20 protein-coding genes are annotated in these 26,392 nt (G+C 32.8%); 7 read left to right on the forward strand and 13 right to left on the reverse strand.

All coding sequences use genetic code 11. From position 1 onward, the window contains the following. Positions 1-51 precede the first annotated feature (51 nt). A complete protein-coding gene (locus N1F78_RS05205; RefSeq protein WP_406685125.1) occupies positions 52-1,866 on the reverse strand; it encodes a hypothetical protein in 1,815 nt (604 codons plus the stop codon). A gap of 295 nt (positions 1,867-2,161) precedes the next feature. Between N1F78_RS05205 and N1F78_RS05210 the strand changes: the two genes are divergently transcribed. Both N1F78_RS05210 and N1F78_RS05215 read left to right on the forward strand, forming a co-directional pair. Beyond that, positions 2,162-4,750, forward strand: coding sequence for a phosphoenolpyruvate carboxylase (locus N1F78_RS05210; RefSeq protein ID WP_406685126.1), 2,589 nt, complete (start codon positions 2,162-2,164; stop codon positions 4,748-4,750). 66 nt (positions 4,751-4,816) lie between these two features. Beyond that, positions 4,817-6,238, forward strand: coding sequence for an amidohydrolase family protein (locus tag N1F78_RS05215; RefSeq protein WP_406685127.1), 1,422 nt, complete (start codon positions 4,817-4,819; stop codon positions 6,236-6,238). A gap of 56 nt (positions 6,239-6,294) precedes the next feature. Here N1F78_RS05215 and N1F78_RS05220 read toward each other — a convergent pair whose 3' ends face one another. From N1F78_RS05220 to N1F78_RS05230, 3 genes are all read right to left on the reverse strand, one after another. Further along, positions 6,295-7,533, reverse strand: a complete 1,239-nt coding sequence (locus N1F78_RS05220) for an ammonium transporter (protein ID WP_406685128.1) — start codon at positions 7,531-7,533, stop codon at positions 6,295-6,297. Positions 7,534-7,557: 24 nt separating this feature from the next. Continuing rightward, positions 7,558-7,896 carry a P-II family nitrogen regulator gene (locus N1F78_RS05225; protein WP_406685129.1) on the reverse strand — a complete coding sequence of 113 codons (339 nt, stop codon included), beginning with the start codon at positions 7,894-7,896 and terminating at the stop codon, positions 7,558-7,560. Positions 7,897-7,970: 74 nt separating this feature from the next. Beyond that, complete coding sequence (locus tag N1F78_RS05230) at positions 7,971-8,990, reverse strand: porin (RefSeq protein WP_406685130.1); 1,020 nt, start codon at positions 8,988-8,990, stop codon at positions 7,971-7,973. A gap of 468 nt (positions 8,991-9,458) precedes the next feature. On the opposite strand from N1F78_RS05230, the gene gltB reads away from it, so the two are divergent. Continuing rightward, complete coding sequence (gltB, locus tag N1F78_RS05235; protein ID WP_406685131.1) at positions 9,459-13,973, forward strand: glutamate synthase large subunit; 4,515 nt, start codon at positions 9,459-9,461, stop codon at positions 13,971-13,973. Between the two features lie 4 nt (positions 13,974-13,977). After that, positions 13,978-15,441 carry a glutamate synthase subunit beta gene (locus N1F78_RS05240; protein WP_406685132.1) on the forward strand — a complete coding sequence of 488 codons (1,464 nt, stop codon included), beginning with the start codon at positions 13,978-13,980 and terminating at the stop codon, positions 15,439-15,441. Between the two features lie 80 nt (positions 15,442-15,521). Here the strand turns inward: N1F78_RS05240 and fbp are convergent, their stop codons facing one another. After that, entirely contained in the window at positions 15,522-16,538 is a 1,017-nt protein-coding gene (fbp, locus tag N1F78_RS05245) for a class 1 fructose-bisphosphatase (RefSeq protein WP_406685133.1), read from the reverse strand. 178 nt (positions 16,539-16,716) lie between these two features. Between fbp and N1F78_RS05250 the strand changes: the two genes are divergently transcribed. From N1F78_RS05250 to N1F78_RS05260, 3 genes are read left to right on the forward strand one after another with little or no spacing between them, the layout of a single operon-like run. Beyond that, positions 16,717-17,211, forward strand: coding sequence for an N-acetyltransferase family protein (locus N1F78_RS05250; protein WP_406685134.1), 495 nt, complete (start codon positions 16,717-16,719; stop codon positions 17,209-17,211). Further along, complete coding sequence (locus N1F78_RS05255) at positions 17,198-18,448, forward strand: aspartate kinase (protein WP_406685135.1); 1,251 nt, start codon at positions 17,198-17,200, stop codon at positions 18,446-18,448. Before N1F78_RS05250 ends, N1F78_RS05255 begins: the two co-directional genes overlap by 14 nt. A gap of 21 nt (positions 18,449-18,469) precedes the next feature. Continuing rightward, a complete protein-coding gene (locus tag N1F78_RS05260; protein ID WP_406685136.1) occupies positions 18,470-20,296 on the forward strand; it encodes a GNAT family N-acyltransferase in 1,827 nt (608 codons plus the stop codon). A gap of 7 nt (positions 20,297-20,303) precedes the next feature. Here the strand turns inward: N1F78_RS05260 and N1F78_RS05265 are convergent, their stop codons facing one another. From N1F78_RS05265 to mgtE, 8 genes are all read right to left on the reverse strand, one after another. Next, positions 20,304-20,930, reverse strand: a complete 627-nt coding sequence (locus N1F78_RS05265) for a low molecular weight phosphatase family protein (protein WP_406685137.1) — start codon at positions 20,928-20,930, stop codon at positions 20,304-20,306. Positions 20,931-21,024: 94 nt separating this feature from the next. Continuing rightward, on the reverse strand, positions 21,025-21,519 hold the full coding sequence (locus N1F78_RS05270; protein ID WP_406685138.1) for a DUF6428 family protein: 495 nt from the start codon (positions 21,517-21,519) through the stop codon (positions 21,025-21,027). A 121-nt stretch (positions 21,520-21,640) separates the two neighbouring features. Further along, positions 21,641-22,093 carry a TM2 domain-containing protein gene (locus tag N1F78_RS05275; RefSeq protein WP_406685139.1) on the reverse strand — a complete coding sequence of 151 codons (453 nt, stop codon included), beginning with the start codon at positions 22,091-22,093 and terminating at the stop codon, positions 21,641-21,643. Positions 22,094-22,182: 89 nt separating this feature from the next. Further along, on the reverse strand, positions 22,183-22,947 hold the full coding sequence (locus tag N1F78_RS05280; protein ID WP_406685140.1) for a sulfite exporter TauE/SafE family protein: 765 nt from the start codon (positions 22,945-22,947) through the stop codon (positions 22,183-22,185). Between the two features lie 42 nt (positions 22,948-22,989). Continuing rightward, on the reverse strand, positions 22,990-23,454 hold the full coding sequence (locus tag N1F78_RS05285) for a DUF1801 domain-containing protein (protein WP_406685141.1): 465 nt from the start codon (positions 23,452-23,454) through the stop codon (positions 22,990-22,992). Positions 23,455-23,460: 6 nt separating this feature from the next. After that, a complete protein-coding gene (locus tag N1F78_RS05290; RefSeq protein WP_406685142.1) occupies positions 23,461-23,919 on the reverse strand; it encodes a DUF4199 domain-containing protein in 459 nt (152 codons plus the stop codon). A 125-nt stretch (positions 23,920-24,044) separates the two neighbouring features. Further along, positions 24,045-24,980 (reverse strand): 2-hydroxyacid dehydrogenase, encoded by a 936-nt coding sequence (locus tag N1F78_RS05295; protein WP_406685143.1) that lies wholly within the window; start codon positions 24,978-24,980, stop codon positions 24,045-24,047. A gap of 37 nt (positions 24,981-25,017) precedes the next feature. Then, positions 25,018-26,388 carry a magnesium transporter gene (mgtE, locus tag N1F78_RS05300; protein ID WP_406685144.1) on the reverse strand — a complete coding sequence of 457 codons (1,371 nt, stop codon included), beginning with the start codon at positions 26,386-26,388 and terminating at the stop codon, positions 25,018-25,020. Positions 26,389-26,392: the final 4 nt, after the last annotated feature.

Here is a 26,392-nt window from a genome sequence, read left to right on the forward strand (position 1 = left end):
TAAGCAAACGCTTAAATAATTAGTAAAACATAAACACCTATTAATGAAAAATTAAGCATTAACAAGTGCTGACATATTTTGAATGTTCTTTTGAAGTTGTATTAGACACATTTCACTTTTGATTAATTCTTGAATTGCGGAGGCCTTAATATCTTCTAATGTACCGCCCATTTTCTGAAACATTTGTTTGTAATATTCAATTCCAGAAAGCATGTTTTTTGAAAATGTAAGTAAGTATTTTTCTTCCTTTTTGTTCAATGAAGTCATTACATTTTCCATTCTATTCTTTAAGTAGTCTGTGTAAATATTAAGTTCTTTTATGAACATATTGGGTCTATCATTTCGGCTAACCATATTATCTCTTCCGTAAATATGATCCGTCATGTTTTTTAGACTCATAACTTTAGAATAGTATGCCATATTTGGGCCAGGACAAACTGAAACACCCAAACCTTCAGTCTTGGTTTCTAAATCATAATTCAACAATGCTGAAGTTCCTAAACCAACACAAGTACATGATTTTTCGGTTATTTTATTAAATTGAACTTGGTATGCTTCTCTAGATAAGCCCTTTGATTCTAACTCCTTTAATTTTAAATGTTGATATTCCCTAGATGCTGTGCAAATACCTTTTTCACTAAACTCTTTATTCAGAGCCACAAATTTTTTAGGACATGAACTACCCGGTCTGCCTTTGTTTATGAAATTTTCTTTTTCTACATCTTTAGTATTGTTCTTTAAGTTGTTAAAAGGAACACCTAAAGGGGATATATCGCTTAAATACAAATCTTCCTCTTTTGCCTTTGCAAGTTTTATTAAAGTTCCTTGATCCACAGTGGTTGCTTCAGGCACCAATAAAAAGGGACTGCCCCAACCAACTGAATCTAGTTCAAATTCGTGCATTAAGAAATTATGTTCTTGATTTGTCCCAACACCACCCTGCGCTGAAACCTTCATTTCTAGAGGTTCAATTGGAATTACTCTACCAGAATCCTCAAGTTCTTTTACCAATAGTTCCTGAATGGAGATTCTTAGTTCTTCTCGTTTATCCTTGAATTCGGCCAAAACGGGACCTAAAAGATTCCCATCTGTTGCAAAGGCATGACCACCGCAATTAAGCCCAGATTCTATGCGATATTCAGAAACCCACAAACCCCGCTTTGCTAAAAATTTTCCCTGAATTAAGGCCGACCTATAATCACTAACTTTTAAAATGATTCGCTTATTAAAAACACCTTTTTCATTGGGATAAAAATCATCAAATTGAGACATATAGGAGTATAGTCTAGGGTTTAATCCGGCCGAAAGAATTACTGAAGCATTTAATCTACTAGTTGCAAAACCCCTTAGAGCGGCATGCGCATCGTTAAACTCTACAGGTAATTTTTCCTTTTTGGAATAATTGTCTTTATCAACCTTAGTCATAATGTTAACATCAATACTACCTTTTTTCAGGTTTTTGTAAAACCAATTTTTGATTTCGGAGGTATTGAATCCATTTTCAGTAAGATTTGAAAACTCCTTTTTAAGGGTTTCTCCATTAGGAAGCATATTCAAATACTTCTTTATTTCTTCTCCTTTGTCTAGAGATATATTTTTAAGTGATTCAAATTTTTTATCAACTAATTCCTGCATTAAATTTAAGTAAGACGTAATTCGTTTTGATCTGAAATCGTTCACCTTATTAGTGATTTCGGTGTATGGCATTTCAAATTTTTCGCAATACATTTTTCTTAATTTTTCTAATAGCATATCATCTACCAAAGAAATAACAGAATCAATTCCATATTGGGCAACTTTAAAGGGTGTGTCTATAGTGAATCCAATACCCATTACAGGTATATGAAAGGAATGAGCGTGTTTCATAAAAAGAATTTATTGTAGCAAATTGGTTAAACCCAAAAAAGGCCAAAAGTATACACTACCTTTTGGTTAGAATATGATATTTATCATAAGCAAAAATCTATACTACTATATTTGAAGTAGTTTGTTCTATTTATATCCCAAAAAAGGTTATAAATATTAAATGTTTTTAAGGGTTTCTTTAATTTTTCTTAATTACATCAAAGTAAACACTAGAAATTAATAAAATTTCAAAAGTCATAGGGGGCTTTCATTATCCTTTAGTATTTTTACGACTAATTTATACTAAAGCTAAAATATGTCAGTAGAGCCAAAGTTAACTCGATTTAATCAAACCGTTTTGTCTAAATACCAAATATACAACAGTATATTTATGACCTTACCTTTTGATGCTGTTACAAAAACAGGTGTTTTATTGCCTTTATTTCACGAAACATGTGAAAAAGGATTCAAAAACGGAGATGACCCAACAACTATTGTAAATACCTTTTTTGAAAAATACCAAGGACGAAGAAATAAACAAAGTCAAATAAACTTGCTTTTCAGATTTATTCAATATATAGAAAGGCAAGTAGTTTTATTTGATGCAATTGAAGATGCTGCTTTCTCTACAGTAAATAATATGGATGGTGTTGGTACTTTAAGAAACCTTAAAGGAAATGCCAGATCTGAAGGTAAATTAGAAGAGCTAAAAGAATTCTTAGAGGAATTTAAAGTACGTATTGTTTTAACGGCTCACCCAACCCAATTTTATCCAGGTTCAGTATTAGGAATTATCACTAATCTTACTGAAGCTATAAAAAATAATGACCTTAATGGGATTAATAATTTATTTGGTCAATTAGGTAAAACACCTTTCTTTAAGCATAAAAAACCTACCCCATACCAAGAGGCTAAAAGCTTAATTTGGTATTTAGAAAATGTGTTTTATAAAACGTTTGGAGATATTTACAATTATATCCAAACAAATATTTATGATGATGGCAAGAAACATAACGATATTATAAATATTGGATTCTGGCCTGGTGGTGATAGAGATGGAAACCCATTTGTAAAACCAGAAACAACATTAAAAGTTGCCAAAAAACTAAAAAAATCAATTCTTAAAAAGTATCATCAAGATCTTAGAGATTTAAGAAAAAAATTAACTTTTAGGGGTGTTGAAGAACGCATTATACGTCTTGAAACTATGATGTATGAATACAGCATTAATTTAAAAAGCAAAAATGCTATAAGCACTAAAGAGCTTAGGGCAGAACTATTAAGTATTAGAGATATTATTGTTGAACAACATCAATCTTTATACGAAAGTGACATTAACAATCTAATTAATAGAGTACACCTTTTTGAGTACAGATTTGCTTCTCTAGATATTAGACAAGATAGTAGAATCCATCACAATGTTTTTACTACGGTTGTAGATTCATTAATTGCTTCTGGAAATTCTTCTTTGCCAGATAATTATCATGATTTAACTGAAACAGAGCAAATTGAAATTCTTTCAAAAGCTACAGATGATATTGGTGATTTAGATGCCTTTGAGGATGAAATGGTAAGAAATACTTTAAAAACCATTGGGGTTATAAAGAAAATTCAAAAAATGAATGGCGAACGAGGGGCTAACCGTTACATAATAAGTAACAACCAAACAGCATTAAATGTCATGCAGTTGTTTGCTATGTTAAAAATGGTATCGTTTAAGGATAATTTAACCGTTGATATTGCACCATTATTTGAAACAATTCCTGATTTAGAAAACGCTCCTGGTGTTATGGAACAATTGTATCAAAACCCTGAATATAGAGCACATTTAGAAGCAAGAGGCAATAAACAACATATAATGCTTGGTTTCTCTGACGGAACCAAGGACGGCGGTTACTTAATGGCTAACTGGGGTATTTACAAAGCCAAAGAACTCTTAACAGAAATGTCTAGAAAATATGATATTACTGCTATTTTCTTTGATGGTCGTGGTGGACCACCAGCTAGAGGTGGTGGAAAAACACACAATTTCTATTCTTCATTAGGACCTACAATAGAAGATAAAGAAGTGCAAATTACCATTCAAGGGCAAACAGTAAGCTCTAATTTTGGAACAAATGATTCGTCTCAATATAACTTAGAGCAATTAATTAGTTCTGGAATTAAAAATAGAATTGATGGTGAAAAAAATCGTATGTCTGATGATGACAGAGCTGTTATGAATGATTTAGCAGAAACAAGCTATCAGGTTTATAAAGATTTTAAAAGTCACCAAATGTTTATTCCATACTTGGAGCGCATGAGTACTTTAAAATATTATGCAAAAACTAATATTGGTAGTAGACCTTCAAAGCGAGGTAAATCAGATAAATTAGTTTTTTCAGATTTAAGAGCCATTCCATTTGTAGGTTCTTGGAGTCAATTAAAGCAAAATGTTCCTGGGTTTTATGGTGTTGGTACAGCTTTAAAACAATATGAAGACAGAGGTGAATGGGATAAGGTTGTTCAACTTTATAACAATTCCAAATTCTTTAAAACATTACTTGAAAACAGTATGATGTCATTAACAAAGTCTTTCTTTGATTTAACTAAATATATGGCTAAAGATGAAGAATTTGGTGGATTCTGGACAATCATCTATAAAGAGTATTTAGAAACTGAAAGGCTTCTACTAAAAATTACGGGCTATGAGCAATTAATGGAGAATGAACCGGCAGGCAAGGCTTCTATAGAGGTAAGAGAATCTATAGTTTTACCTTTATTAACCATTCAACAGTACGCGCTTAAAAAGGTTCAAGAATTAAGTAAGGCCGAAGTTAAAGATGAAGAGCAAATTAAGATATTTGAAAAAATTGTAACACGCTCTTTATTCGGAAACATAAATGCCAGTAGAAACTCTGCTTAAACTTTAATTAAATTAGGTTTCACATTTATCCTTATCTTATGGAATAAATGTGAAATCTAGTTTAATATGAAAAAATTATGGCTTTTAACAATGTTTCTCTCTTGGGGAGCATTAATAGTACATGGACAAAACAACCTTTCTCAAGAAACCAAATCTTATGTGGTTCATGAAAAAGGACTTTATGTACTCCAAAACTTAACCGTAGTTGACGGTACTGGCGGTCTTCCAAAATATAACCAGGACATTATTATTGATGGAAACATCATTAAATCTATCGGTGTTGATTTAGAAATACCTAAAGAAGCAATAGCCATAGATATGAAGGGAAAAAGTGCTATCCCTGGTTTAATAATGCTTCATGAGCATTTATTTTACCCAAAAGCCACTCCAGATAGAAGATTTGGGGTGAACCAAATGAGTTATTCATTCCCTAAACTTTACTTGGCAGGTGGAGTAACCACCATGCGAACTGCTGGAAGTATAATGCCACAAGCAGATTTAAACCTAAAAAAAGCAATAAATAAAGGCACGCTTCCTGGTCCTAAAATGGACGTTACCAGCCCATTTCTTGATAGAGAGGGAACAGGTTTAATTGAACTAGGAACTTTTGAATCTTCAGAGCAGGCTGTTAATGCTGTTAACTTTTATGCAGATATTGGCATTACCTCATTTAAAGTATATAACTACATTTCTAAGACAGATTTAAAAGCTATATGCGATGCGGCCCATCAAAGAAACTTAAAGGTTACTGGTCATTTATGCTCAATAACTTATAAAGAAGCTGCCGATATTGGTATAGATAATTTAGAGCATGGTTTTTATGCTTCAAGTGATTTTGTGAAAAATAAAATTGAAAATGAGTGTATGCCAATGGACATGAGAAAATCGTTATTAGAGCTTCCTGAAAACTCTAAAGAAATGACCGACCTCATTAATTATTTAGTTGAAAAGAAAGTAGCTTTAACCTCAACAATAAATGTTTTTGAGCCTTACACTGGAAGAGAAGTGGTTCCTGGAGGAGGATTAAATGCCTTATATACAGAAGCTAAAGAAAAAGTATATAATAGATGGATTAATAAACAAGGGAGAGATTCTTTAGATTATGTTATGTTCAACAAATCTAAAATATGGGAAAAGGCATTTTATGATGCTGGAGGACTTTTAGTAGCTGGAACGGACCCTACATATGATGGTAGAATAGTTGCAGGATATGCTAATATGCGTCTTGTTGAATTATTTGTTGAAATGGGTTTTTCTATACCTGAAACTGTGAAAATTTGTACTTTAAATGGCGCCACTTATTTAGAACAAGTAGATAGCATTGGAACATTAACCTCAAATAAAATTGCTGATTTAGTAATACTTAATGAAGATATTAGCAAAGACATTTCTGCCATAAGATCTATTGAAATAGTATTTAAAAATGGAATAGGTTACAATTCTAAAAAACTTTTTGAAGCAGCAAAAGGGGTTGTAGGTATCAGATAAAAAAAAGGGTATCTATTAATAGATACCCTTTTTTTATAATATATAACTAATAAATATTAGTGCTCATTCATACGGAAATCAGAGTACGCACTCATACCGTGCTCATGCCCGTCAAGTCCTTCCAATTCTTCTTTTTCAGAAACTCTAATACCAACTGTTTTCTTCATTATAAAGAATATAATAAATGAAGATGGAATACAAATAGCAGCATAAGACAATACACCAACTAATTGACTAACAAATTGATCTGTTCCGGCTAAAGCACCAAAGATACCAACAGCCAAAGTTCCCCAGATACCACAAATTAAGTGTACTGCAATTGCACCAACTGGATCATCTAATCTTAATCTATCAATAAAACTAACTGCAAATACAATTAATGCACCAGCAATGGCTCCAATAATAATAGCATCTTCTGGACTCATTTGGTCTGCCCCTGCAGTAATACCAACTAAACCTCCTAAAATACCATTTAAGAACATTGTTAAATCTAAGTTTTTATATCTTAAGAATGATACAAAAGCAGCAACTACACCACCCGCAGCAGCAGCTAAACATGTAGTAACTAAAGTTAAAGAAGTTAATTCTGGATCTGCAGATAATACAGAACCACCGTTAAATCCGAACCAACCTAACCAAAGTACTAATACACCAGCAGTAGCTAAAGGTATATTATGACCAGGTATTGCTTGAGGCTTACCATCCTTAAATTTACCAATTCTAGCTCCAAGTAAATAAACCGCTACTAAAGCAGCCCAACCACCTACAGAGTGTACTAATGTAGAACCTGCAAAGTCATAAAAAGGAGTTTCTCTCATATCTAAGAATCCACCACCCCATTTCCAAGATCCTGCTAAAGGATAAATGATTCCTACGTAAATTACCGTAAAGATCATAAATGGTCCAATTTTAACACGCTCAGCAACAGCACCTGATACAATAGTTGCAGCTGTAGCAGCAAACATACCTTGGAATAAGAAATCTGTCCACCAAGTATAACCACCATCAGCATATTCTGGAGTCATTCCACCTTCTGGTGGCGCTATACCAAATCCTGCGAATTCAAAAAATCCTGAAGATCCTTCTGCGAATCCTGGATACATTAAGTTAAATCCTAAAATGTAATATAATAAAAGACCAACTGTAATAATAAAGATGTTCTTAAATAATATATTAATTGTATTTTTTTGTCTTGTTAACCCAATTTCTAAAAATGCAAAACCTGTGTGCATGAAGAAAACGAGTGCTGTACAGACCATCATCCATACGTTATTTGCTGTAAATAATCCTTCCATGATTAAATAATTTTTTAAGTGTTATTATTTTAAAGTGTCTCCACCCTTTTCTCCAGTTCTTATTCTATATACTTCAGAAACATCAGAAACAAATATCTTTCCATCTCCTACTTCACCAGTACTGGCTGCATCTAGAATAGCTTTGATTGTTACTTCCTCAAAATCATCGTTAACTACGATTGATAAATATCTACGTTGAATATCACTTGTACTATAAGATACACCTCTGTAAACGTGTCCTTCTTTTTCATTTCCTAAACCGGTTACATCCCAGTAAGAGAAAAAATTTACGCCAACACCGTGCAAAGCTTCTTTAACCGCACTGTATTTGGACTTTCTAATAATAGCATCAATTTTCTTCATAATTGAATTATATTTAATGGTTAGACATTAAGCACAAAAGCATTGCTTATAGCAATGCTTTTGTGTTTTTATATTTAGAATGAGTAGATTGCGGCAAGTACAAATGACCCTAAGCTTTTTTGCATTGCTAAGTCATTGTCCAAAAATGCATTATCAGAAGAGCTATCTAATCTAATCTCTGGCTTGATAGTTAAGTTATCAACAGCTAAGCTACCTGTTAAAGTAACTGCAAATACACTAGAGTCTGCAATACCTGTACCAATGGCACCAAAGTTACCATCTTCAGCAAAGTACTCCCCTCTTACACCAATTGTAAAAGAATCAGAAGTAGCTAATTGTGGGTATAAAGCAACACCTGTAAATCCACCACCATCATTTTCTAAAGTTAAGTGAGCAGCGTTAATACCTAAGAAGAAAGAATCAGATAAATCAAATCCACCAGTAAAGTCAATTTCAGTAAAAGATGGGTCTAATAAAAAGTTCAAATATTGTCCAGCATAACCTAATTGAGCACCAAAAGCATAATCACCAGTTGGGTTAAATTCAGTTAAGTCAGTGTCATTCATTACACCTAACATTAAGCTAAAGTCATCAGATAAAGCAATATCAGCTTTAATACCAGTGTGACTAAAAGGCCCATAAGAGAATAAGTAAGAAGTACTGTAATTAAAGTTAGCAGTTGGAGAAATTACCTCATACCCTAAGAAAGTATTAAAGTTACCAATTGTTAAAGTCACAGCATCACTTACATTCCAATAAGCATATAACTGATTAACGATATCACCAGTTGCTGAATACATAGGAGAAGCGAAAATTGCATCTGTACCTCTTGGTCCAAATACTAAATCTGCAACAAAACCAGCTTTTTCACCTTCGTAACCTAAAACTACATTAGCCATACCTAAAGCAAAACCAGGTAGATTAGCAAAAGAAGATCCAGGAGCTTGGGCATTCTCATCACTAGGAGCGTTTAAGTTAGCTCTGTAATAAGCATCAACACTACCACTAACGGTAAATGAAGGCTTAGCTTCTTCTTCCTGGGCAAACATAATTGTTGCCATTAAAAGCATTGTTAAAGTAAATAGTTTTTTCATAATTGTTTTCATTTAAGATTAAATTTTTAATTAGTTAATTTTCCTTAAGAACAAGCCAAAACTATGTTAAAAAGTTTTAACCCCCGCAAAAAAGAGGGGTAATAAAGGTATTTTTATAGATATTTTAATTTTTACCCTATTTTTTTAGAGGTATTCTGTTTATTTTTTGATTTTTTGATTTTTCAACAACAAAGGAATTTGATATATTGTCAGTGTTTTCTGTTATTTCAGACGTTTATATTCAATAATTTCATCTTTTATAACCTTTAATTGATATATTCTCAATAATCATTAAATTTAAGTGATTGAATATTTATTAAAAAACCATAGGAATATTGATATATAATTATTTTTAACTCAACTTAGTCGTTAAAATCGAAATAATGAAATGCCCATTATTATAAATTTAAAATCTATACCTATCTTCGCTTACTTAGTCATGTTTTAAACCAATATAATTAGTTGATTATGCTGAAGAAACAAGGAATGTATTCACCGGAATTTGAGCACGAAAACTGTGGAGCCGGTTTTATTTGTAACCTTAAAGGAGAAAGGACAAATCAAATCATCCATGATGCCTTAGAAATTTTGGTAAAATTAGAACACCGTGGTGGTGTAAGTGCCGATGGGAAGACAGGTGATGGTGCTGGATTATTAATTGATATTCCGCACGATTACTTTAAACGTGTTTGTGATTTTGAAATTCCAGAAACAAGAGAGTATGCTGTAGGTATGGTTTTCTTACCTAAAGTACAAAACCAATATCAGTTCTGTAAAGAAACTTTTGAAAATGAAATTAAAGCCCAAGGATTAGAAATTTTAGGATGGAGAACCGTTCCTGTTGATTCTACCCAACTTGGTGAAATAGCTAAGGCTTCAGAACCAAATATTGAGCAAATTTTTATTGGAAAAACTGAAGCCATTGACGAGGGCACCTTTAAGGCTAAATTATACGCTGCCAGAAAAATAACTGAGCACGAAATTAGATTATCTAAGATTTCTCAAAGCGATTACTTCTACCTTCCTAGTTTATCAAACACCACCTTAATATATAAAGGTATAATTATGCCTGAAGATATTGGGCCATATTATACAGATTTACAACAAAAGGATTTAGTTACAAGATTAGCGTTGGTACATCAACGTTTTTCAACTAACACAATGCCTGCTTGGGAATTGGCTCAACCATTCCGCTTTATGTGTCAAAATGGTGAAATTAATACACTAAGAGGTAATGTAAGTAGAATGCGTGTACGTGAGGAAATCATGAAAAGTGATGTTTTCGGACCTCAAATAGACAAACTTTTCCCAATAGTACTTCCGGGTAAATCAGATTCTGCCTCTATGGATATGGTGGTTGAATTATTAACACATACAGACCGTTCTTTACCAGAAATCATGATGATGATGATTCCTGAAGCATGGGAAAAACACAAAACCATGTCTGATGAGAAAAAGGCATTCTATGAATACAACTGTTGTATTATGGAGCCTTGGGATGGCCCTGCTTCTGTACCATTTACAGATGGTGATTACATTGGTGCCTTATTAGATAGAAACGGTTTAAGACCATCTAGATATACCTTAACCAAAAGTGGTAAATTAATCATGTCTTCAGAAGTTGGTGTGGTTGATGTAGACCCTGCCGATGTTGAATTACACGGTAGATTAGAACCAGGAAAAATGTTCTTGGTTGATATGAACGAAGGACGTATTATAGATGATGAAGAAATTAAAAACAAAGTAGTTTCTGAAAGACCATATCAAGAATGGTTAGATAAAACAAGGTTACACTTAAGAGATGTACCTTATACTAACGAAACTTGCCCAATTGAAACTATAGATATTAAAACGCGTCAGCGCTTATTTAACTATACAATTGAAGATATTCAGGAGGTTATTACTCCAATGGCTCAAAAAGGTAAAGAGGCCCTAGGGTCTATGGGAATAGACACACCTTTAGCAGTATTATCAGATAGACCTCAATTAATATCAAACTACTTCAAGCAATTATTTGCTCAGGTAACTAATCCTCCTTTAGATGGAATTAGAGAAGAAATTGTAACCGATATTAGTTTAAATCTTGGAAAAGACAGAAATATTTTTAGTATTACAGAAAGACAATGTAGAAAGCTTCGCATCCAGAACCCTGTAATTTCCAATGCTGATTTAGAAAAAATTAGAACTATTCAAATTGAAAGTTTTAAAGCAGAAACTATTCAAATGCTTTACCCTAAAGCAAAAGGGTTAAATGGTTTAGAAGATGCGCTTGAAGATATTGTTAAACAAGTAGAAAAGGCTATTGACAGAAAAACAAATATCATTATCCTTTCAGACAGAGGTGTTAATGAAGAATTTGCTCCTGTTCCAGCTCTTTTAGCATGTTCTTATGTAAACCATCAATTAAATCGTTTACGTAAGCGTTCTTATTTCGATATTATTATCGAATCTGCAGAACCTCGTGAACCTCATCATTTTGCTACTTTATTTGGCTATGGTGCTTCTGCTATTAACCCTTATATGGTTAATGAAATAATAAGAATGCAGGTTAAGGAAGGTTTCATTACAGATTACAATGAAAATGAAGCTGTAGAAAACTTTAATAAAGCCATAGGTAAAGGTATACTTAAAATTATGAATAAAATTGGAATCTCTACTTTACACTCATATAGAGGTTCTCAAATATTCGAAATTGTTGGATTTAATTCTCACTTTGTTGAAAAATATTTCCCTTATACTGCTTCAAGAATTGAAGGTATTGGGTTATATGAAGTTGAAAAAGAAATAGACCAACGCTATAAACAAGCATATCCTGATAATGCCATACACAAAAAATTAGGCTTAAATATTGGTGGTGATTATAGATGGAGACGTAATGGTGAACGCCATATGTTTAATCCAACAACTGTTGCCAAATTACAACAAGCGGTTAGGTTAAGTGATCAAAAAAGTTATGATGTTTATTCAAAAACTATTAACGAACAATCTGAAAGATTAATGACAATTCGTGGGTTGTTTGAATTTGACAAACTTGACCCAATACCAATTGAAGAAGTAGAACCATGGACAGAAATTGTTAAGCGCTTTAAAACTGGTGCTATGTCTTATGGATCTATTTCAAGAGAAGCTCATGAGAATTTAGCTATTGCCATGAATAGAATTGGTGGTAAGTCTAATTCTGGTGAAGGAGGAGAAGACAGACGTCGTTTCCAAAAAGATGTAAACGGTGATAGCAGAAACTCCGCTATTAAACAGGTAGCTTCTGGACGTTTTGGTGTGACTTCGCATTATTTAACAAATGCGCAAGAGATTCAAATAAAAATGGCCCAAGGCGCTAAGCCTGGTGAAGGAGGTCAATTACCTGGTGAAAAAGTATTACCATGGATTGCAGATGCAAGAAATTCTACGCCATTTGTAGGTTTAATTTCTCCGCCACCTCATCATGATATATATTCAATTGAAGATTTAGCACAATTAATATATGATCTTAAAAACGCTAATAGAGACGCCAGAATTAATGTAAAATTAGTTTCTGAAGTAGGTGTTGGTACTATTGCTGCTGGTGTTGCAAAAGCCAAAGCAGATGTTGTATTAATTTCTGGTTTTGATGGTGGTACAGGAGCATCTCCACTAACATCGTTAAAGCATGCCGGATTACCTTGGGAACTTGGTTTATCTGAAGCACAACAAACACTTGTTTTAAACAATTTAAGAAGTAGAATTGTTGTTGAATGTGACGGACAGTTAAAAACAGGACGTGATGTAGCTATAGCAGCTTTATTAGGAGCAGAAGAATTTGGTTTTGCAACCGCACCATTAGTTGCTTCTGGTTGTATTATGATGCGTAAATGTCATTTAAATACATGTCCTGTTGGTGTAGCTACTCAAGATAAAGAGTTACGTAAAAACTTTAAAGGAACACCAGAACATGTTATTAATTTCTTCTACTATGTAGCTGAAGAATTAAGAAGCATTATGGCCGATTTAGGGTTTAGAACACTAGCTGAAATGGTTGGGCAAACACAAAAAATTAATGCTAATAAAGCGATTAAGCATTATAAAGCTAAGGGATTAGACCTTTCAAGTATACTACATAGACCAGCAGAATACAGTCAGTTAACAATTAGAAATACTGAAAAGCAAGATCATAACTTAGAAGAGGTTTTAGACTTTAGAATTCTTAAAGATTCTCATAGAGCCTTGTATAGAAAAGAAAAAATGAACCTTGCCTATCCAATTAAAAATATTGACAGAACAGTTGGAGCCATTGTAAGTAATGAAATTTCAAAAATTTACGGGCATTTAGGTTTACCAGAAGATACTTTAAATATTAACTTCAGCGGTTCTGCTGGACAAAGTTTTGGCGCTTTTGGAGCTCATGGTTTAACCTTTACCCTAGAAGGTAACACCAATGACTATTTAGGAAAAGGATTATCTGGAGCTAAACTAATTGTTAAAAAACCAGCTACATCAGATTTTATTGCTGAAGAAAATATTATTGTTGGTAATGTATGTTTGTTTGGTGCCGTTCATGGTGAAGCCTATATAAACGGTATTGCTGGTGAGCGTTTTGCTGTAAGAAATTCGGGAGCAACCACAGTTGTAGAAGGTGTTGGAGATCACTGTTGTGAATACATGACAGGAGGAAAAGTTGTTGTTCTAGGTAAAACAGGAAGAAATTTTGCTGCTGGTATGAGTGGTGGATATGCTTTTGTTTTAAACGAATCTGGACAATTTACTAATGGTTTATGTAATGAAGAAACCATTGATTTTGATCCTATAACTGAAGCTGATGAAACAGAATTAAAACAACTTATTACAAACCACGTAGCATATACAAATAGTAATAAGGGTAAGGAAGTTTTAGCAAATTGGGAAAATTATATTAACAAATTTGTTAAAGTAATGCCTAAAGAATATAAAATAGCATTAGAACGAATTGCCAACGAAGAACCAATGGTAGAAGAATTAACAATAGCATAATATCATGGGAAAAGTAACAGGATTTAAAGAAATTGATAGACAAGATGAAGCTTATACACCTGTAAAAGACCGTGTAAAGCATTATAAAGAATTTACTATTCCTTTATCTGAGGAAGAAATAACCGAACAAGGCTCTCGATGTATGGACTGCGGTATCCCGTTTTGCCATAGTGGGTGTCCTTTAGGAAATTTAATACCTGATTTTAACCATATGGTTCATCAGGGAGAATGGCAAAAAGCCTCTTGGATTTTACATTCTACAAATAATTTTCCAGAATTTACTGGTCGCTTATGTCCAGCTCCATGTGAACAAGCTTGTGTATTGGGTATTATAGAAGACCCTATATCTATTGAAAACATTGAAAAGCAAATTGTTGAACGTGCGTTTAAAGAAGGTTGGATAAAACCGCAACCTCCTAAAAGCAGAACAAACAAAACTATTGCGGTTGTAGGTTCAGGGCCTGCAGGTTTAGCGGCAGCTCAACAATTAAATAGAGCGGGCCACACCGTTACTGTTTTTGAAAGAGATGATGAAATTGGAGGTTTATTACGTTATGGTATTCCTAACTTTAAAATGGAAAAGGAAATTATAGACCGTCGTGTAGTTATTTTAGAGGCAGAAGGTATTTCTTTTAAAGTTAATGTAAACGTAGGAGTGAATTATGATGTTGAAGAACTAAAAGATTTTGATGCAGTTGTTTTATGTGGTGGAGCAACTGAAAGACGTAGTTTACCTACTCCAGGTATTGATGCCGATGGTGTTGTTCAAGCCATGGATTTCTTAACACAACAAACTAAAGTTGTTTTTGGTAAAGAAGTAAAAGATCAAGTTTTAGCAACAGATAAAGATGTTATTGTAATTGGTGGTGGAGACACAGGTTCAGATTGTATTGGAACCTCTAATCGTCAAGGAGCAAAATCAGTAGTTAACTTTGAGATTATGCCAAAGCCTCCAGGACACCGTTCACCAACTACACCTTGGCCTTATTGGCCATTACAGTTAAAAACATCTTCTTCTCATAAAGAAGGTGTTGAACGTAACTGGCTAATTAACACAAAAGAGTTTGTTACAGATAAAAACGGAAAGTTAACCGCTTTAAAAACGGTTAATGTAGAATGGGAAATGGTTCCTGGTGAACGCCCTAAACTAATTGAAATTGAAGGTACGGAAAAAACATGGCCTTGTGATTTAGCTTTATTAGCATTAGGATTTACAGGACCAGAAAGCACTTTAGCTGATAAGTTAGGCATTGAAAAAGATGGACGTTCAAATTATAAGGCTGAATACGGAAAATACCAAACTAACGTCCCTAATATATTTACTGCAGGTGATATGCGCCGAGGACAATCATTAATTGTTTGGGCTATTTCTGAAGGTAGAGAGGCTGCAAGACAAGTTGATATTTACTTAATGGGTAAGTCTGATTTACCAACAAAGAATGAAGCTGGTGATTTGGTAGGGCTTTAAAAAAAGTATATACTTAATTAAATATAAAAAAGCGAACCAAATGGTTCGCTTTTTTTATTATTCAACACTTATAAATTCTATTAAACACTATATCTAGACTTTTGCATAAACTCCTCTGCCTTTTCAACCATATTCTTACTTCCACAAATAAAGGGCACACGTTGATGTAATTCTGTTGGTATCACATCCATAGTTCTAGTAAAACCATCACTAGCCTTACCATTAGCCTGTTCTGCTAAAAAAGCCATAGGGTTACATTCATATAATAAACGTAATTTACCGTTAGGGTTTTTAGAACTTTGAGGATACAAATAAATACCACCTTTTATCATATTTCTATGAAAATCTGAAACTAATGAACCAATATACCTAGAGGTATAAGGTCTATCATCTACTTCTTCTTGACAATATTTAATATAGTTTTTAATTCCTTGAGGGAAATGAACGTAATTGCCCTCATTTACTGAGTATATATTACCATCATCTGGAAACTTCATGTCTGGATGCGACAAATAAAATGACCCAATCGCAGGATTTAAGGTAAACCCATGAACACCATCTCCAGTAGTATAGACTAACATGGTTGATGTACCATAAACTACATAACCTGCAGCAACTTGCTCACTCCCTTTTTGTAAAAAATCTTCAAGTTGTACTGGGGTACCAACCGGTGTAACCCTTCTGTAAATAGAAAAAATAGTTCCTACCGAAACATTAACATCAATATTAGATGAACCATCTAAAGGATCGATTAAAACAACATATTTGTTTCTATGGTTTTCGTCTTGACTGTTAATAGTAATAAAGTCATCTTCTTCTTCACTAGCAATACCACATACAATATTTCTTTTGGTTAAAGTTTGAATGAACTTTTCATTTGCGTAAACATCAAGCTTCTGTTGGTCTTCTCCTTGAATATTAGTATCTCCCACGGCTCCAATGATATCTACCAAACCTGCTTTATTCACCTCATGATTTACAACTTTTGCAGCTAATCTTATGGAATTAAGTAGGCTGGACAATTCTCCTGATGAATATTTAAAAGACGTTTGATTTTTAATAATAAACTCTCCTAATGTTTGATTTTGGTGGGCCATAATAAGTTTTTCAAATTTGTGTTATACAAATAAAAACTTTTTTTCACTCAACTACAACGTTTTCGTGAAATAAAACAAGAACGAATTAAGGCAATACTAAGTACAAGATTTAAGAATAAAAATTAAGTCTAATCAAAAACAAAAAAATCATTTACTTTTGAAATAATAATATATTATAATGGATTTTACTATAAGAAAAGCAACTAGCTCAGATATGCCAGGGGTACTAACTCTAATCAAACAATTAGCAGAATTTGAAAAAGAGCCTAATGCTGTTGAAGTAACGGTTAAAGACCTTGAAAAGGATGGTTTTGGTAAAAACCCTTCATTTTTTTGCTATGTTGCTGAAGTGAACTCTAAAGTTGAGGGCATAGCCTTGGGTTATAATAGATATTCTACTTGGAAAGGGAAAGCCATTCATCTAGAAGACCTAATTGTAAATAAAAGTTTTAGGGGCACTGGAATTGGTACAGCACTACTTAATGAAATCATTAAACATGGTTATAAATTGGGTGTAAAACGCATTAATTGGGAAGTTTTAGATTGGAATGAACCCGCCATAAATTTTTATGAAAGTAAAGGCGCTAGGGTAATGCGTGATTGGGATGTAGTACAAATGAATGAAGAAAGTATTAAAAACTATATAGCTAAACTAGATAATGCAAGTCTTTAAGTTTGGAGGAGCTTCTGTAAAAGATGCCAATGGGGTTAAAAACTTAACCTCAGTTTTAAAAATTTTAGGTTATAAAAAAACCTTAGTGGTAATTTCTGCAATGGGAAAAACCACTAACGCTTTGGAACATGTAATATCTAATTATTTTAATAATAAGGCTGAATTACAAAGTTCTCTGCAAGAAGTAAAAAAATATCATAACGATATTTTATTTGATTTATTTGACAATGAAACTCATGCAGTTTTTAAAAAAATATTGTCTCTGTTTGATGATTTAAATATGTTTTTTAAAACTAACAAATCACCTAATTATAATTTTGTTTATGACCAAGTTGTTGGGTTTGGAGAATTGGTTTCAACGATAATAATAAGCGAATATTTAAATTCTAACGGCATACCAAATAATTGGGTAGATGCCAGAAGTTTTATAAAAACAGATAACTACTACAGGCGTGCCAATGTAGATTGGACACTCACGCAAAAGGCAATTTCTACTAAAATAAACACTTCTATTTTAAATGTAACACAAGGATTTATAGGAAGTGATTCAAATAATTTTACAACCACCCTAAGTAGAGAAGGTAGTGATTATACTGCGGCTATTTTTGCTTATTGCTTAAATGCCGAAAGCGTAACCATCTGGAAAGATGTTCCTGGAGTTCTAAATGCAGATCCTAGATATTTTGAAAACGCCGAATTAATTAAAAAAATTAGTTATAGAGAAGCTATTGAACTTGCTTTTTATGGTGCTTCCGTCATTCACCCCAAAACCTTACAACCACTACAACGAAAAGAAATACCTCTTTATGTAAAATCTTTTCTAAACCCAAATCAAGCAGGTACAATTGTAGAAAAAGGTGTAGGGTTAGAACCTAACATCCCCTGTTTTATTGTAAAGAAAAACCAAGTGCTAATATCACTTTCATCTTTAGATTTCTCATACATAGTAGAAAATAATATTAGTGAAATATTTGGCTTGCTGTACACCTATAAAATGAAGGTTGATCTTATTCAGAATTCAGCAATTAGTTTTTCGGTTTGTGTAGATAATATTTATAATAATTTAGACAAATTATTGCAACAATTAAAAGCAAAATTTAGTGTAACTTGTCATGAAAATGTATCTCTATATACTATAAGACATTACAATAAAATGGTTTTAAATCAATTAGAGCAAGACAAAACTGTTTTATTAAAACAATTAACACCAGAAACCGTTCAAATAGTTACTAAATAGTTATTTACTACTTTTATCCCTATGAGTAAACAACAAGATTCAGGTCTAGTTACCGCTAAAGAAGTAGCCAAAGCTATTCAGCTTAATAAGTATGGCTTTCTTGGAACTTTTATTGGTTGGATTTTGATGAAAGTTCTTAAAATATCTACTCTTAATAAAATTTACAACAGAAATAAACATTTAAGTGAACTTGACTTTTTAAATGGAATTTTAGGTGACTTTAGTATTAAGTTTGAAATGCCTGAAGAAGATTTAAAACGATTACCGAAAGACGGTGCCTATATTACGATTTCAAATCATCCTTTAGGAGGTATAGACGGGATTTTATTATTAAAATTAATGCTAGAACAGCGCACTGATTTTAAAATTATTGCAAATTTCTTATTGCATAGAATAGAGCCTTTAAAACCATACATAATGCCTGTTAATCCTTTTGAAGATAGAAAAGACGCAGCATCCAGTATATCTGGGTTTAAAAATTCTATTTTACATTTACGTGAAGGGCATCCCTTAGGTATATTTCCCGCAGGTGAAGTGTCAACTTATAGAGACGGGAAATTGGTAGTTGATAAACCTTGGGAAGAAGCTGCTATGAAGTTGATTAAAAAGGCTGAAGTTCCTGTTGTTCCTATATATTTTCATGCAAAAAACAGCAAATTATTTTACAAGCTTTCTAAAATTAGTGATACGTTTAGAACCGCTAAACTGCCATCAGAATTACTTACTCAGAAACGCAGAACTATAAAAGTTAGAATTGGCAAACCCATTTCTGTGAAGGACCAAAAGGAATATCAAAACCTAGGTGATTTTTCAGAATTTATGAGAAAGAAAACCTATATGCTTTCTAACAGTTTTGAGGACAAATCAAAAATTCTTGATAAAATTCCAACTACATTAAAAACAGTAAAACCACCTAAACGCATAGTTACACCCATTGAGACAAAAGTGATGGAAAGTGAGATTGAAGCTTTAAAAAATGCCGACTGTAGGTTATTAGAAAGCAAAAACTACGAAGTGTATCTGGCTCCTGCAGACAAAATACCAAACATACTTAGAGAGATTGGTCGTTTACGGGAAATTACCTTTAGAGAAGTGGGAGAAGGTACTAATGAAGCTATAGATTTAGATACTTTTGACACCTATTACCACCATATGTTTTTATGGGATAATCAAAGTAAACTCATTGCAGGCGCCTACCGTATGGGGCTAGGCTCTAAAATATTTGCCCGATATGGTATTGATGGGTTCTATCTGCAGGACTTATTTAGGTTTGAGCCAGAACTTTATAAAATGATGAGTGAGTCTATTGAAATGGGGCGTGCATTTATTATTAAGGCTTACCAACAAAAACCTATGCCTCTATTTTTACTTTGGAAAGGTATTGTTCACACTACTCTACGTTACCCTGAACACAACTATTTAATTGGTGGTGTTAGCATTAGTAATCAGTTTTCAAACTTCTCAAAATCTTTGATGATTGAATTCATGAAATCACATTACTATGACCCTTATTTGGCGCAATATGTACGCCCTAAAAAAGAATTTAAAGTAAAACTAAAAGATGCTGATAAAGATTTTGTTTTTGACGAAACCGAAGCCGATTTAAACAAATTTGACAAATTCATAGATGAAATTGAACCAGGAGCCTTAAGACTCCCTGTTCTGCTTAAAAAATACATTAAACAAAATGCGCGTTTAGTGGCTTTTAATGTAGACCCACTATTTAATAATGCCGTTGATGGTTTAATGTATATTAAAATTGCAGACCTACCCGAAAGCACGGTTCGTCCTGTAATGGAGGAGTTTCAAGCAGAATTAGAAAGTAAATTTTCAACTAAGGATAATTAAACTTCTCTTAAGAATTCAAACTTGAAAACACATATTTCATTTCGTTAGCTATTTCCAAACTTCTATTAAAATAAGTTTCTGTTTGTTCTGGGGTTCCATCAGATATTTTAGGATCCTCATACGTTACCGCAATACGTTTATCACAACCAAATACCATAGGACAGCCTTCATCAGCAGAAGAGCAGGTCATAATGGCCGCAAATTGAGATGACGGATTAAAATCATCAGCGTACTGTTTTGAAAAAGCAATTACTGCAGGATCATTTTCAGAATATTTAATACTATAAACCGGATTATTACTTTCTGATAATTTAGCAATTCTAAAACCTTGATTTACTAATGTTTCACCAACTTTAGGAAACATTGCTGTAGCCTCCGTTCCACCAGAATAACAAGACACCTTTTCTATATTAAAATATGCAGCCATAGTTTGTGCCCAAATCTGTGATAAATGACTACGACGCGAATTATGAGTGCATATAAAATTTAACCTTATTGGTTCTTTAGCTTTAACCTTCTCTTTTAAATACGTTACTAAAGGTGCTAGTACTTCTCTTCTTTCTTCAGAAATAACGGTTATATCTAATGAATCTATTACACCAGATACAGCGTTAAACATAGAGGTATTCTTCATACTTTGTGTCATTCCCGCAAGGCCAGGAATCTGCTTTTTAATTTATTATTTATTTTATGGATTCCTGCTTTCGCAGGAATGACAAATTTAGTTCTTAACAACAATTTCCGTCTGGTGAGCAACAAGGTTCATCATCTAATAAAACAGGTTCTTTAGAGGTAACTCCGCAAGTTTCTTTTGCTTTACAATCGGTTTTTTCAACGGCTAATTTAAAGATTATGTTAGAACCCTGTATTTCAAAATCGTTAATAAATAATTGCGTTTTATGAAAAGTAGCATTGCTGTACTCAAACTTAACCTCTGCATCAAAATCATAGGGCTTCATTTCTCCTACTTTATTAAGAATTGCTAATGCCTTATAAACCGACATATACTCTGTTTTTCCAAGCTCATTAGGGCTTTCCCACAACTGTATAATAGTTTCGTTCCAACTGTCTTTATTTGAGCCACAATCAACAGAATCTATTTTAGTATGCTTAACTTCTGTAATATGGTAATTAGCACCAACTAATAAATTGGGTGCATATTCAAACAATAAAGATTTATCTTCATTTTGTTCTAATACCTTAAATAATTCTAATGTTTTCATAACTATAATTTTTACTAATTACGCTACAAATATACAAATTAATCGTAATATCGCAATATTACGATTAATTAAATTTTAAAAAAAGATCAATGTTTTTAAAACTTTGACCTTTTTTATACTATTAGAACCAAGACTTTTTTCCTGCTTGATACGTATTATAAAATTCTTCGTCAGACTTTGTTAAATAAATAATTCCTTCAATTAAACCAATTATTCCCATTAAACTAGCACCAATTCCACATGTAAAAACACCAATAACTAAGGTTACAATTAACATAATAATTCCTTCCTTATTATATCCAAGAATAAACTTATGCACACCTAAAGCTCCTAATAAAATAGCTAAAACACCAGCCAGGACTTTTTTATTATCACCTGTAGCTTTATCAAATGCTTCCTTAGCATCATCGGCAAACTCAGATGCAGCTTCTTTAGCTTCTTCAGCAAATTCTTTAGCTTTTTCTTTGGCTTCACCCGCCATTTCTCCTGCTTTATCAGCTGCTTTTTTCGCCCCTTCCTTAGCGTCTCCTAACATATCATTTAGGTCGTCACTTAATTTTTTTTCATCAGACATTATATTTGATTTTTGGTTATACTATAAAATTAAAAATTTTAATTTACTTTATATTATATGTGTCTCATTTTTTGATTTCGTTACAAGACTTATCTAAACAACATTATTAACCCACCTATAGCTGTAACTATAATAATAAAACGCCTATAACCTGTATTAGAGATTAGTTTAACAATTTTAGCTCCGGCAAAAAAACCAATAGCTACAGCTGGAAATAAGATTGTATTTAATACTAAAGATTCTTTACTCACCGTTTCCCAAACAAAGAAATGAAAGGGTAACTTAAATACATTAATTATAAAAAACAACCACGCCGCTGTACCAATAAATTCATTTTTTGGTAAACGCATTGCCAAAAAGTAAATATTTGCAATAGGACCCGCCAAATTACCTATCATGGTAGTGAAACCTGCAGAAAATCCCATAGTATGAGAAAACAATTTATTACTTGGTATTTTACCTGATGATCTACGTTCTAAATACAGCATTATTAAGATAGATCCAATAATTATTACAGCCATAACCCGTTTAAATACCAATTCTGAAATAGCATCTCCTACCCAAACACCTACTAATACACCAATAATCATCCAGGGTAACAACATTCTAATAAATTTCCATTGCGTATGCCTATTATAATAACTCACGGCTAAAACATCAGCCGAAATAAGCATAGGTAATAATATTCCTGTAGAGGCTTTTTCACCAAAAACAAACGCTAAAATTAAAATAATAAGTATCCCTATACCTTTTATTCCAGATTTAGATACCCCTAAAACAAAGGCAGCTATTCCAATAGCTATCCATTTAAATAATGATAAATTATATGATTGAAGAATTTCTGTTATTGCCAAATGCTATATATTTAAAGGCTGTATCAACAGACTCATTTTTTTCTATTTTTTTCTGTTTTTTATGGATTTTTCATAAATCTCAATCCATTCTTCAGCACCAACTTTAGCAGTTAATTCGCCAATAAGTTCATAAGGTATATCATCCATTCGCTTTAAACGAATACAACTTTTACCCATATCTAACTTGTACTTACAACGTTTTTCATATTCTGAAGTAAACCAATCATACAACTCTTTTTTGGCATAAATAACCATACTATACACCCCAATAAAATTCTTTTGCGAAGCCAAATTCATAAAAGGTAATGGTAGTTTTGGTGTACAGTGATATCCGTCAGGGTATACTGAATGTGGTATAACATACCCTAGCATGCCATATCCCATTTGTTCTTCAATTCCTTTAGGAAGGTTATCTAAAATTTGTTGCCTTAATTTTAGTATGGGCTCCTTTCTTTCTTCGGGTAATTCTTCTAGGTATTGCTTGGGTGTTTTTGCTTCTGACCTCATACCAAGTTATTTACGTTTTAATATTACACCTGAAATTAAAGATATAACAAATCCAATAACAGTTACTAAAGATAGCATAAATAACCCGGCGGTGAAACTTGTCATTTCTACTATCTCATCTTCTTTACCTGCATCACGCATCATTTTATAATAATTATCAAACCAATCAGGGTTTATAAACTTAGTATATATAAAATCTGCCAAGGCAATACCAAGAGATACTATTATGGATATTAATGTTCCTATTATAATGGCTCTTCTTAAGGTGAGACTTCCATAATTTATTTTATCTCTGTAATGTTTTAAACCAAAAACCACAGCAGACAGTGATATACATATTGCTATATAGCCCATTATGGCATTTGTGCCATAACTTAAATTTTTGCCAAAAGTTAAATGAATAATGAAAATAATAAGCCCTACAAAAAAACCATAGGTTCCGTACTTTATAATTGTAGACTTCATGCTGTGAAAATTTTTAGTTTAACAATTAAGAAGTAGGCGAAGCTATTTGGAGCGTATAAATTATAATATAAATTTATGAAATTAAGATAACTCTATCCTTTTCTTAAGTTTAAGAAAAATGAGCTTTAGCAAAATTTTCCTTTAATTTTGTCTACAATAGTTTGAGCCAATTTTTCTTTACTTTCTACCGTCCAGCCTGCAACATGAGGTGATAAAATTACATTTTCAGCATCTATTAAATATTGAAATGCTTCTGGGAGTTCTGAAGTAAATAAGCTCTCAAACGATGCCTTTTCGTATTCTAAAACGTCAAGTCCTGCTCCCAAAATTTTTCCCGTTTTTAAAGCTGAAACCAAATCTTTGGTAATTACACTTTTCCCTCTAGCGGTATTTATTAACCAAAATGGTTTTTTAAACGCACTAATAAAATTAGAATCTACCATTCCTAAGGTTAAAGGTGTTTGTGGTGTATGTAAACTTACTACATCAACTTTTTTCTGGAATTCTGATAAGCTTACTTGTTTAGCATTTTCATCATCTACACCTTCTTTAATATCATAACACAAAACCTCTACATCAAAACCTCTTAGTTTTTTTGCAAAAGCCTTTCCCATATTGCCATAGCCTATTAAACCAACTGTTCTTCCATCTAATTCTATACCTCTGTTTTCTTCACGCAACCATTTACCAGAACAAACTTCTTTATCTGCTTTATTTAATTTATTGAATAGTGATAATAGCATGCCCAACGCATGTTCACCAACAGCATTACGGTTACCTTCTGGAGCAGATATTAAATAAACTCCTTTTGATATAGCATATTCACAATCTATATTTTCTAAGCCTGCGCCAACTCTACCAATAAATTTTAGGTTGGTTGCAGCATCAAAAAAAGCTTTATCAATTGAAAAACGACTACGAATTATAAAACCATCATACTCATGGATTCTTTTAATTATGGCTTCTTTTGAAGATGTATAATCTTCATGATTAGTAAAGCCTAAATCATTAAGTTGATTAATTAATAAATTATGATTGGTATCTAAGTGAAGGATTTTCATTATTGATAAACGCTACTAATTTTCTAATTTACCCTTACTAAATTCCCAAAATCATTTTGGCAATCCAAAAATAGAGTAAAATGCCTAAGATGTCATTACTAGTGGTAATAAATGGTCCTGTTGCAATGGCTGGATCAATACCACGTTTATTTAAAAACAATGGTACAAATGTACCTATTAAACCAGCTATAATTATAACTGCTACCAATGAGATTGAAATGGCCAATGCTTTATTTAGGTCTCCATTATAACTCCATACAAATAAGAAAAGAAAAATGGCTAGTATAATACCATTTAATGTTGCCAACAGCATTTCTTTAAAAAGCCTTTTATTAATACTACCCTTTACCTCATCATTTGCTAATCCTTGAACTATAATGGCACTAGATTGAACCCCAACATTACCCGCCATAGCTGCTATTAATGGAGTAAAAAGGAAAAGAACAACATATTCTTCAAAAAGTTCCTCGAAATTACCCATGATTAAAAAAGCTCCAATACCTCCTATTAAACCCAAAAACAACCATGGCAAACGTGCTTTTGTTAGCTCTATAATACTATCATCTGAATCTACATCACCTGTAATACCAGCTGCTAATTGATAATCTTTTTCGGCTTCTTCCTTTAGCAAATCAACAATATCATCAATGGTAATTCTCCCCAGTAGTGTTTTGCTTTGATCTACAACAGGTATAGCCTCTAAATCATACTTAGCCATAACTTTGGCTACTTCTTCAGCCTCTTCATCAACCGTAACATAATCTACATTCGAAATATAAATATCTGCTATCTTCTGATCATTTTTTGCTACAATTAAATCTTTCAAAGAGAGGCGCCCAATAAGTTTTTCTTCTTTATTAACCACATAAATGGAGTGTACTCTTGTAACTTCTTCAGCCTGCCCTCTAATCCTTCGTAAGCAACCAGCAACAGTCCAAGTTTCATAAACTTTAACTAACTCCTTTGCCATAAGCGCCCCGGCAGTACCATCGTCATAAGTAAGAAGCTCTTTAATTTCCTCCTTATGTTCTTCATCTTCAATTTTAGCAATTACTTCATGTTGGCGCTCTTCCGGAAGTTCTTGGATTATATCTGCTGCATCATCGGTATCCAATTCTTCAACCTCTTCTGCAATCTCCTTGGCTGATAAGTTTCTTAAAACCTTCTCTCGATTATCTTCATCAAGCTCCTTCAATATATCTGAAGTAGTCTCAGAATCTAAAAGTTTAATGACATATATTGCGTCTTCTAGATTAAGTTCATCTAGAATCTCTGCTATATCAGCATAATGAAATTCCTTTAAAAGCTTTTGTAACTCCTTGTTATCTTGATTTTCAACAAGCAATTTAACCCGCTCTATAAGTTCATCGGTTAACTCAAACTGTATGTTGTCTTTTTCTTCAGGCATGAGA

This window comes from Seonamhaeicola sp. MEBiC01930, from assembly GCF_045277075.1.
Taxonomy (GTDB): Bacteria; Bacteroidota; Bacteroidia; order Flavobacteriales; family Flavobacteriaceae; genus Seonamhaeicola.

What these genes read in the sequence shown, in the direction of transcription:
- N1F78_RS05260 (WP_406685136.1), top strand. Translation starts at nt 18,470, where the DNA reads ATGAGTAAACAACAAGATTCAGGTCTAGTTACCGCTAAAGAAGTAGCC.
- N1F78_RS05230 (WP_406685130.1), bottom strand. Translation starts at nt 8,990, where the DNA reads ATGAAAAAACTATTTACTTTAACAATGCTTTTAATGGCAACAATTATG.
- fbp (WP_406685133.1), bottom strand. Translation starts at nt 16,538, where the DNA reads ATGGCCCACCAAAATCAAACATTAGGAGAGTTTATTATTAAAAATCAA.
- N1F78_RS05220 (WP_406685128.1), bottom strand. Translation starts at nt 7,533, where the DNA reads ATGGAAGGATTATTTACAGCAAATAACGTATGGATGATGGTCTGTACA.
- N1F78_RS05275 (WP_406685139.1), bottom strand. Translation starts at nt 22,093, where the DNA reads ATGTCTGATGAAAAAAAATTAAGTGACGACCTAAATGATATGTTAGGA.
- N1F78_RS05240 (WP_406685132.1), top strand. Translation starts at nt 13,978, where the DNA reads ATGGGAAAAGTAACAGGATTTAAAGAAATTGATAGACAAGATGAAGCT.
- N1F78_RS05210 (WP_406685126.1), top strand. Translation starts at nt 2,162, where the DNA reads ATGTCAGTAGAGCCAAAGTTAACTCGATTTAATCAAACCGTTTTGTCT.
- mgtE (WP_406685144.1), bottom strand. Translation starts at nt 26,388, where the DNA reads ATGCCTGAAGAAAAAGACAACATACAGTTTGAGTTAACCGATGAACTT.
- N1F78_RS05250 (WP_406685134.1), top strand. Translation starts at nt 16,717, where the DNA reads ATGGATTTTACTATAAGAAAAGCAACTAGCTCAGATATGCCAGGGGTA.
- N1F78_RS05295 (WP_406685143.1), bottom strand. Translation starts at nt 24,980, where the DNA reads ATGAAAATCCTTCACTTAGATACCAATCATAATTTATTAATTAATCAA.
- gltB (WP_406685131.1), top strand. Translation starts at nt 9,459, where the DNA reads ATGCTGAAGAAACAAGGAATGTATTCACCGGAATTTGAGCACGAAAAC.
- N1F78_RS05225 (WP_406685129.1), bottom strand. Translation starts at nt 7,896, where the DNA reads ATGAAGAAAATTGATGCTATTATTAGAAAGTCCAAATACAGTGCGGTT.
- N1F78_RS05255 (WP_406685135.1), top strand. Translation starts at nt 17,198, where the DNA reads ATGCAAGTCTTTAAGTTTGGAGGAGCTTCTGTAAAAGATGCCAATGGG.
- N1F78_RS05270 (WP_406685138.1), bottom strand. Translation starts at nt 21,519, where the DNA reads ATGAAAACATTAGAATTATTTAAGGTATTAGAACAAAATGAAGATAAA.
- N1F78_RS05205 (WP_406685125.1), bottom strand. Translation starts at nt 1,866, where the DNA reads ATGAAACACGCTCATTCCTTTCATATACCTGTAATGGGTATTGGATTC.
- N1F78_RS05290 (WP_406685142.1), bottom strand. Translation starts at nt 23,919, where the DNA reads ATGAAGTCTACAATTATAAAGTACGGAACCTATGGTTTTTTTGTAGGG.
- N1F78_RS05285 (WP_406685141.1), bottom strand. Translation starts at nt 23,454, where the DNA reads ATGAGGTCAGAAGCAAAAACACCCAAGCAATACCTAGAAGAATTACCC.
- N1F78_RS05265 (WP_406685137.1), bottom strand. Translation starts at nt 20,930, where the DNA reads ATGAAGAATACCTCTATGTTTAACGCTGTATCTGGTGTAATAGATTCA.
- N1F78_RS05215 (WP_406685127.1), top strand. Translation starts at nt 4,817, where the DNA reads ATGAAAAAATTATGGCTTTTAACAATGTTTCTCTCTTGGGGAGCATTA.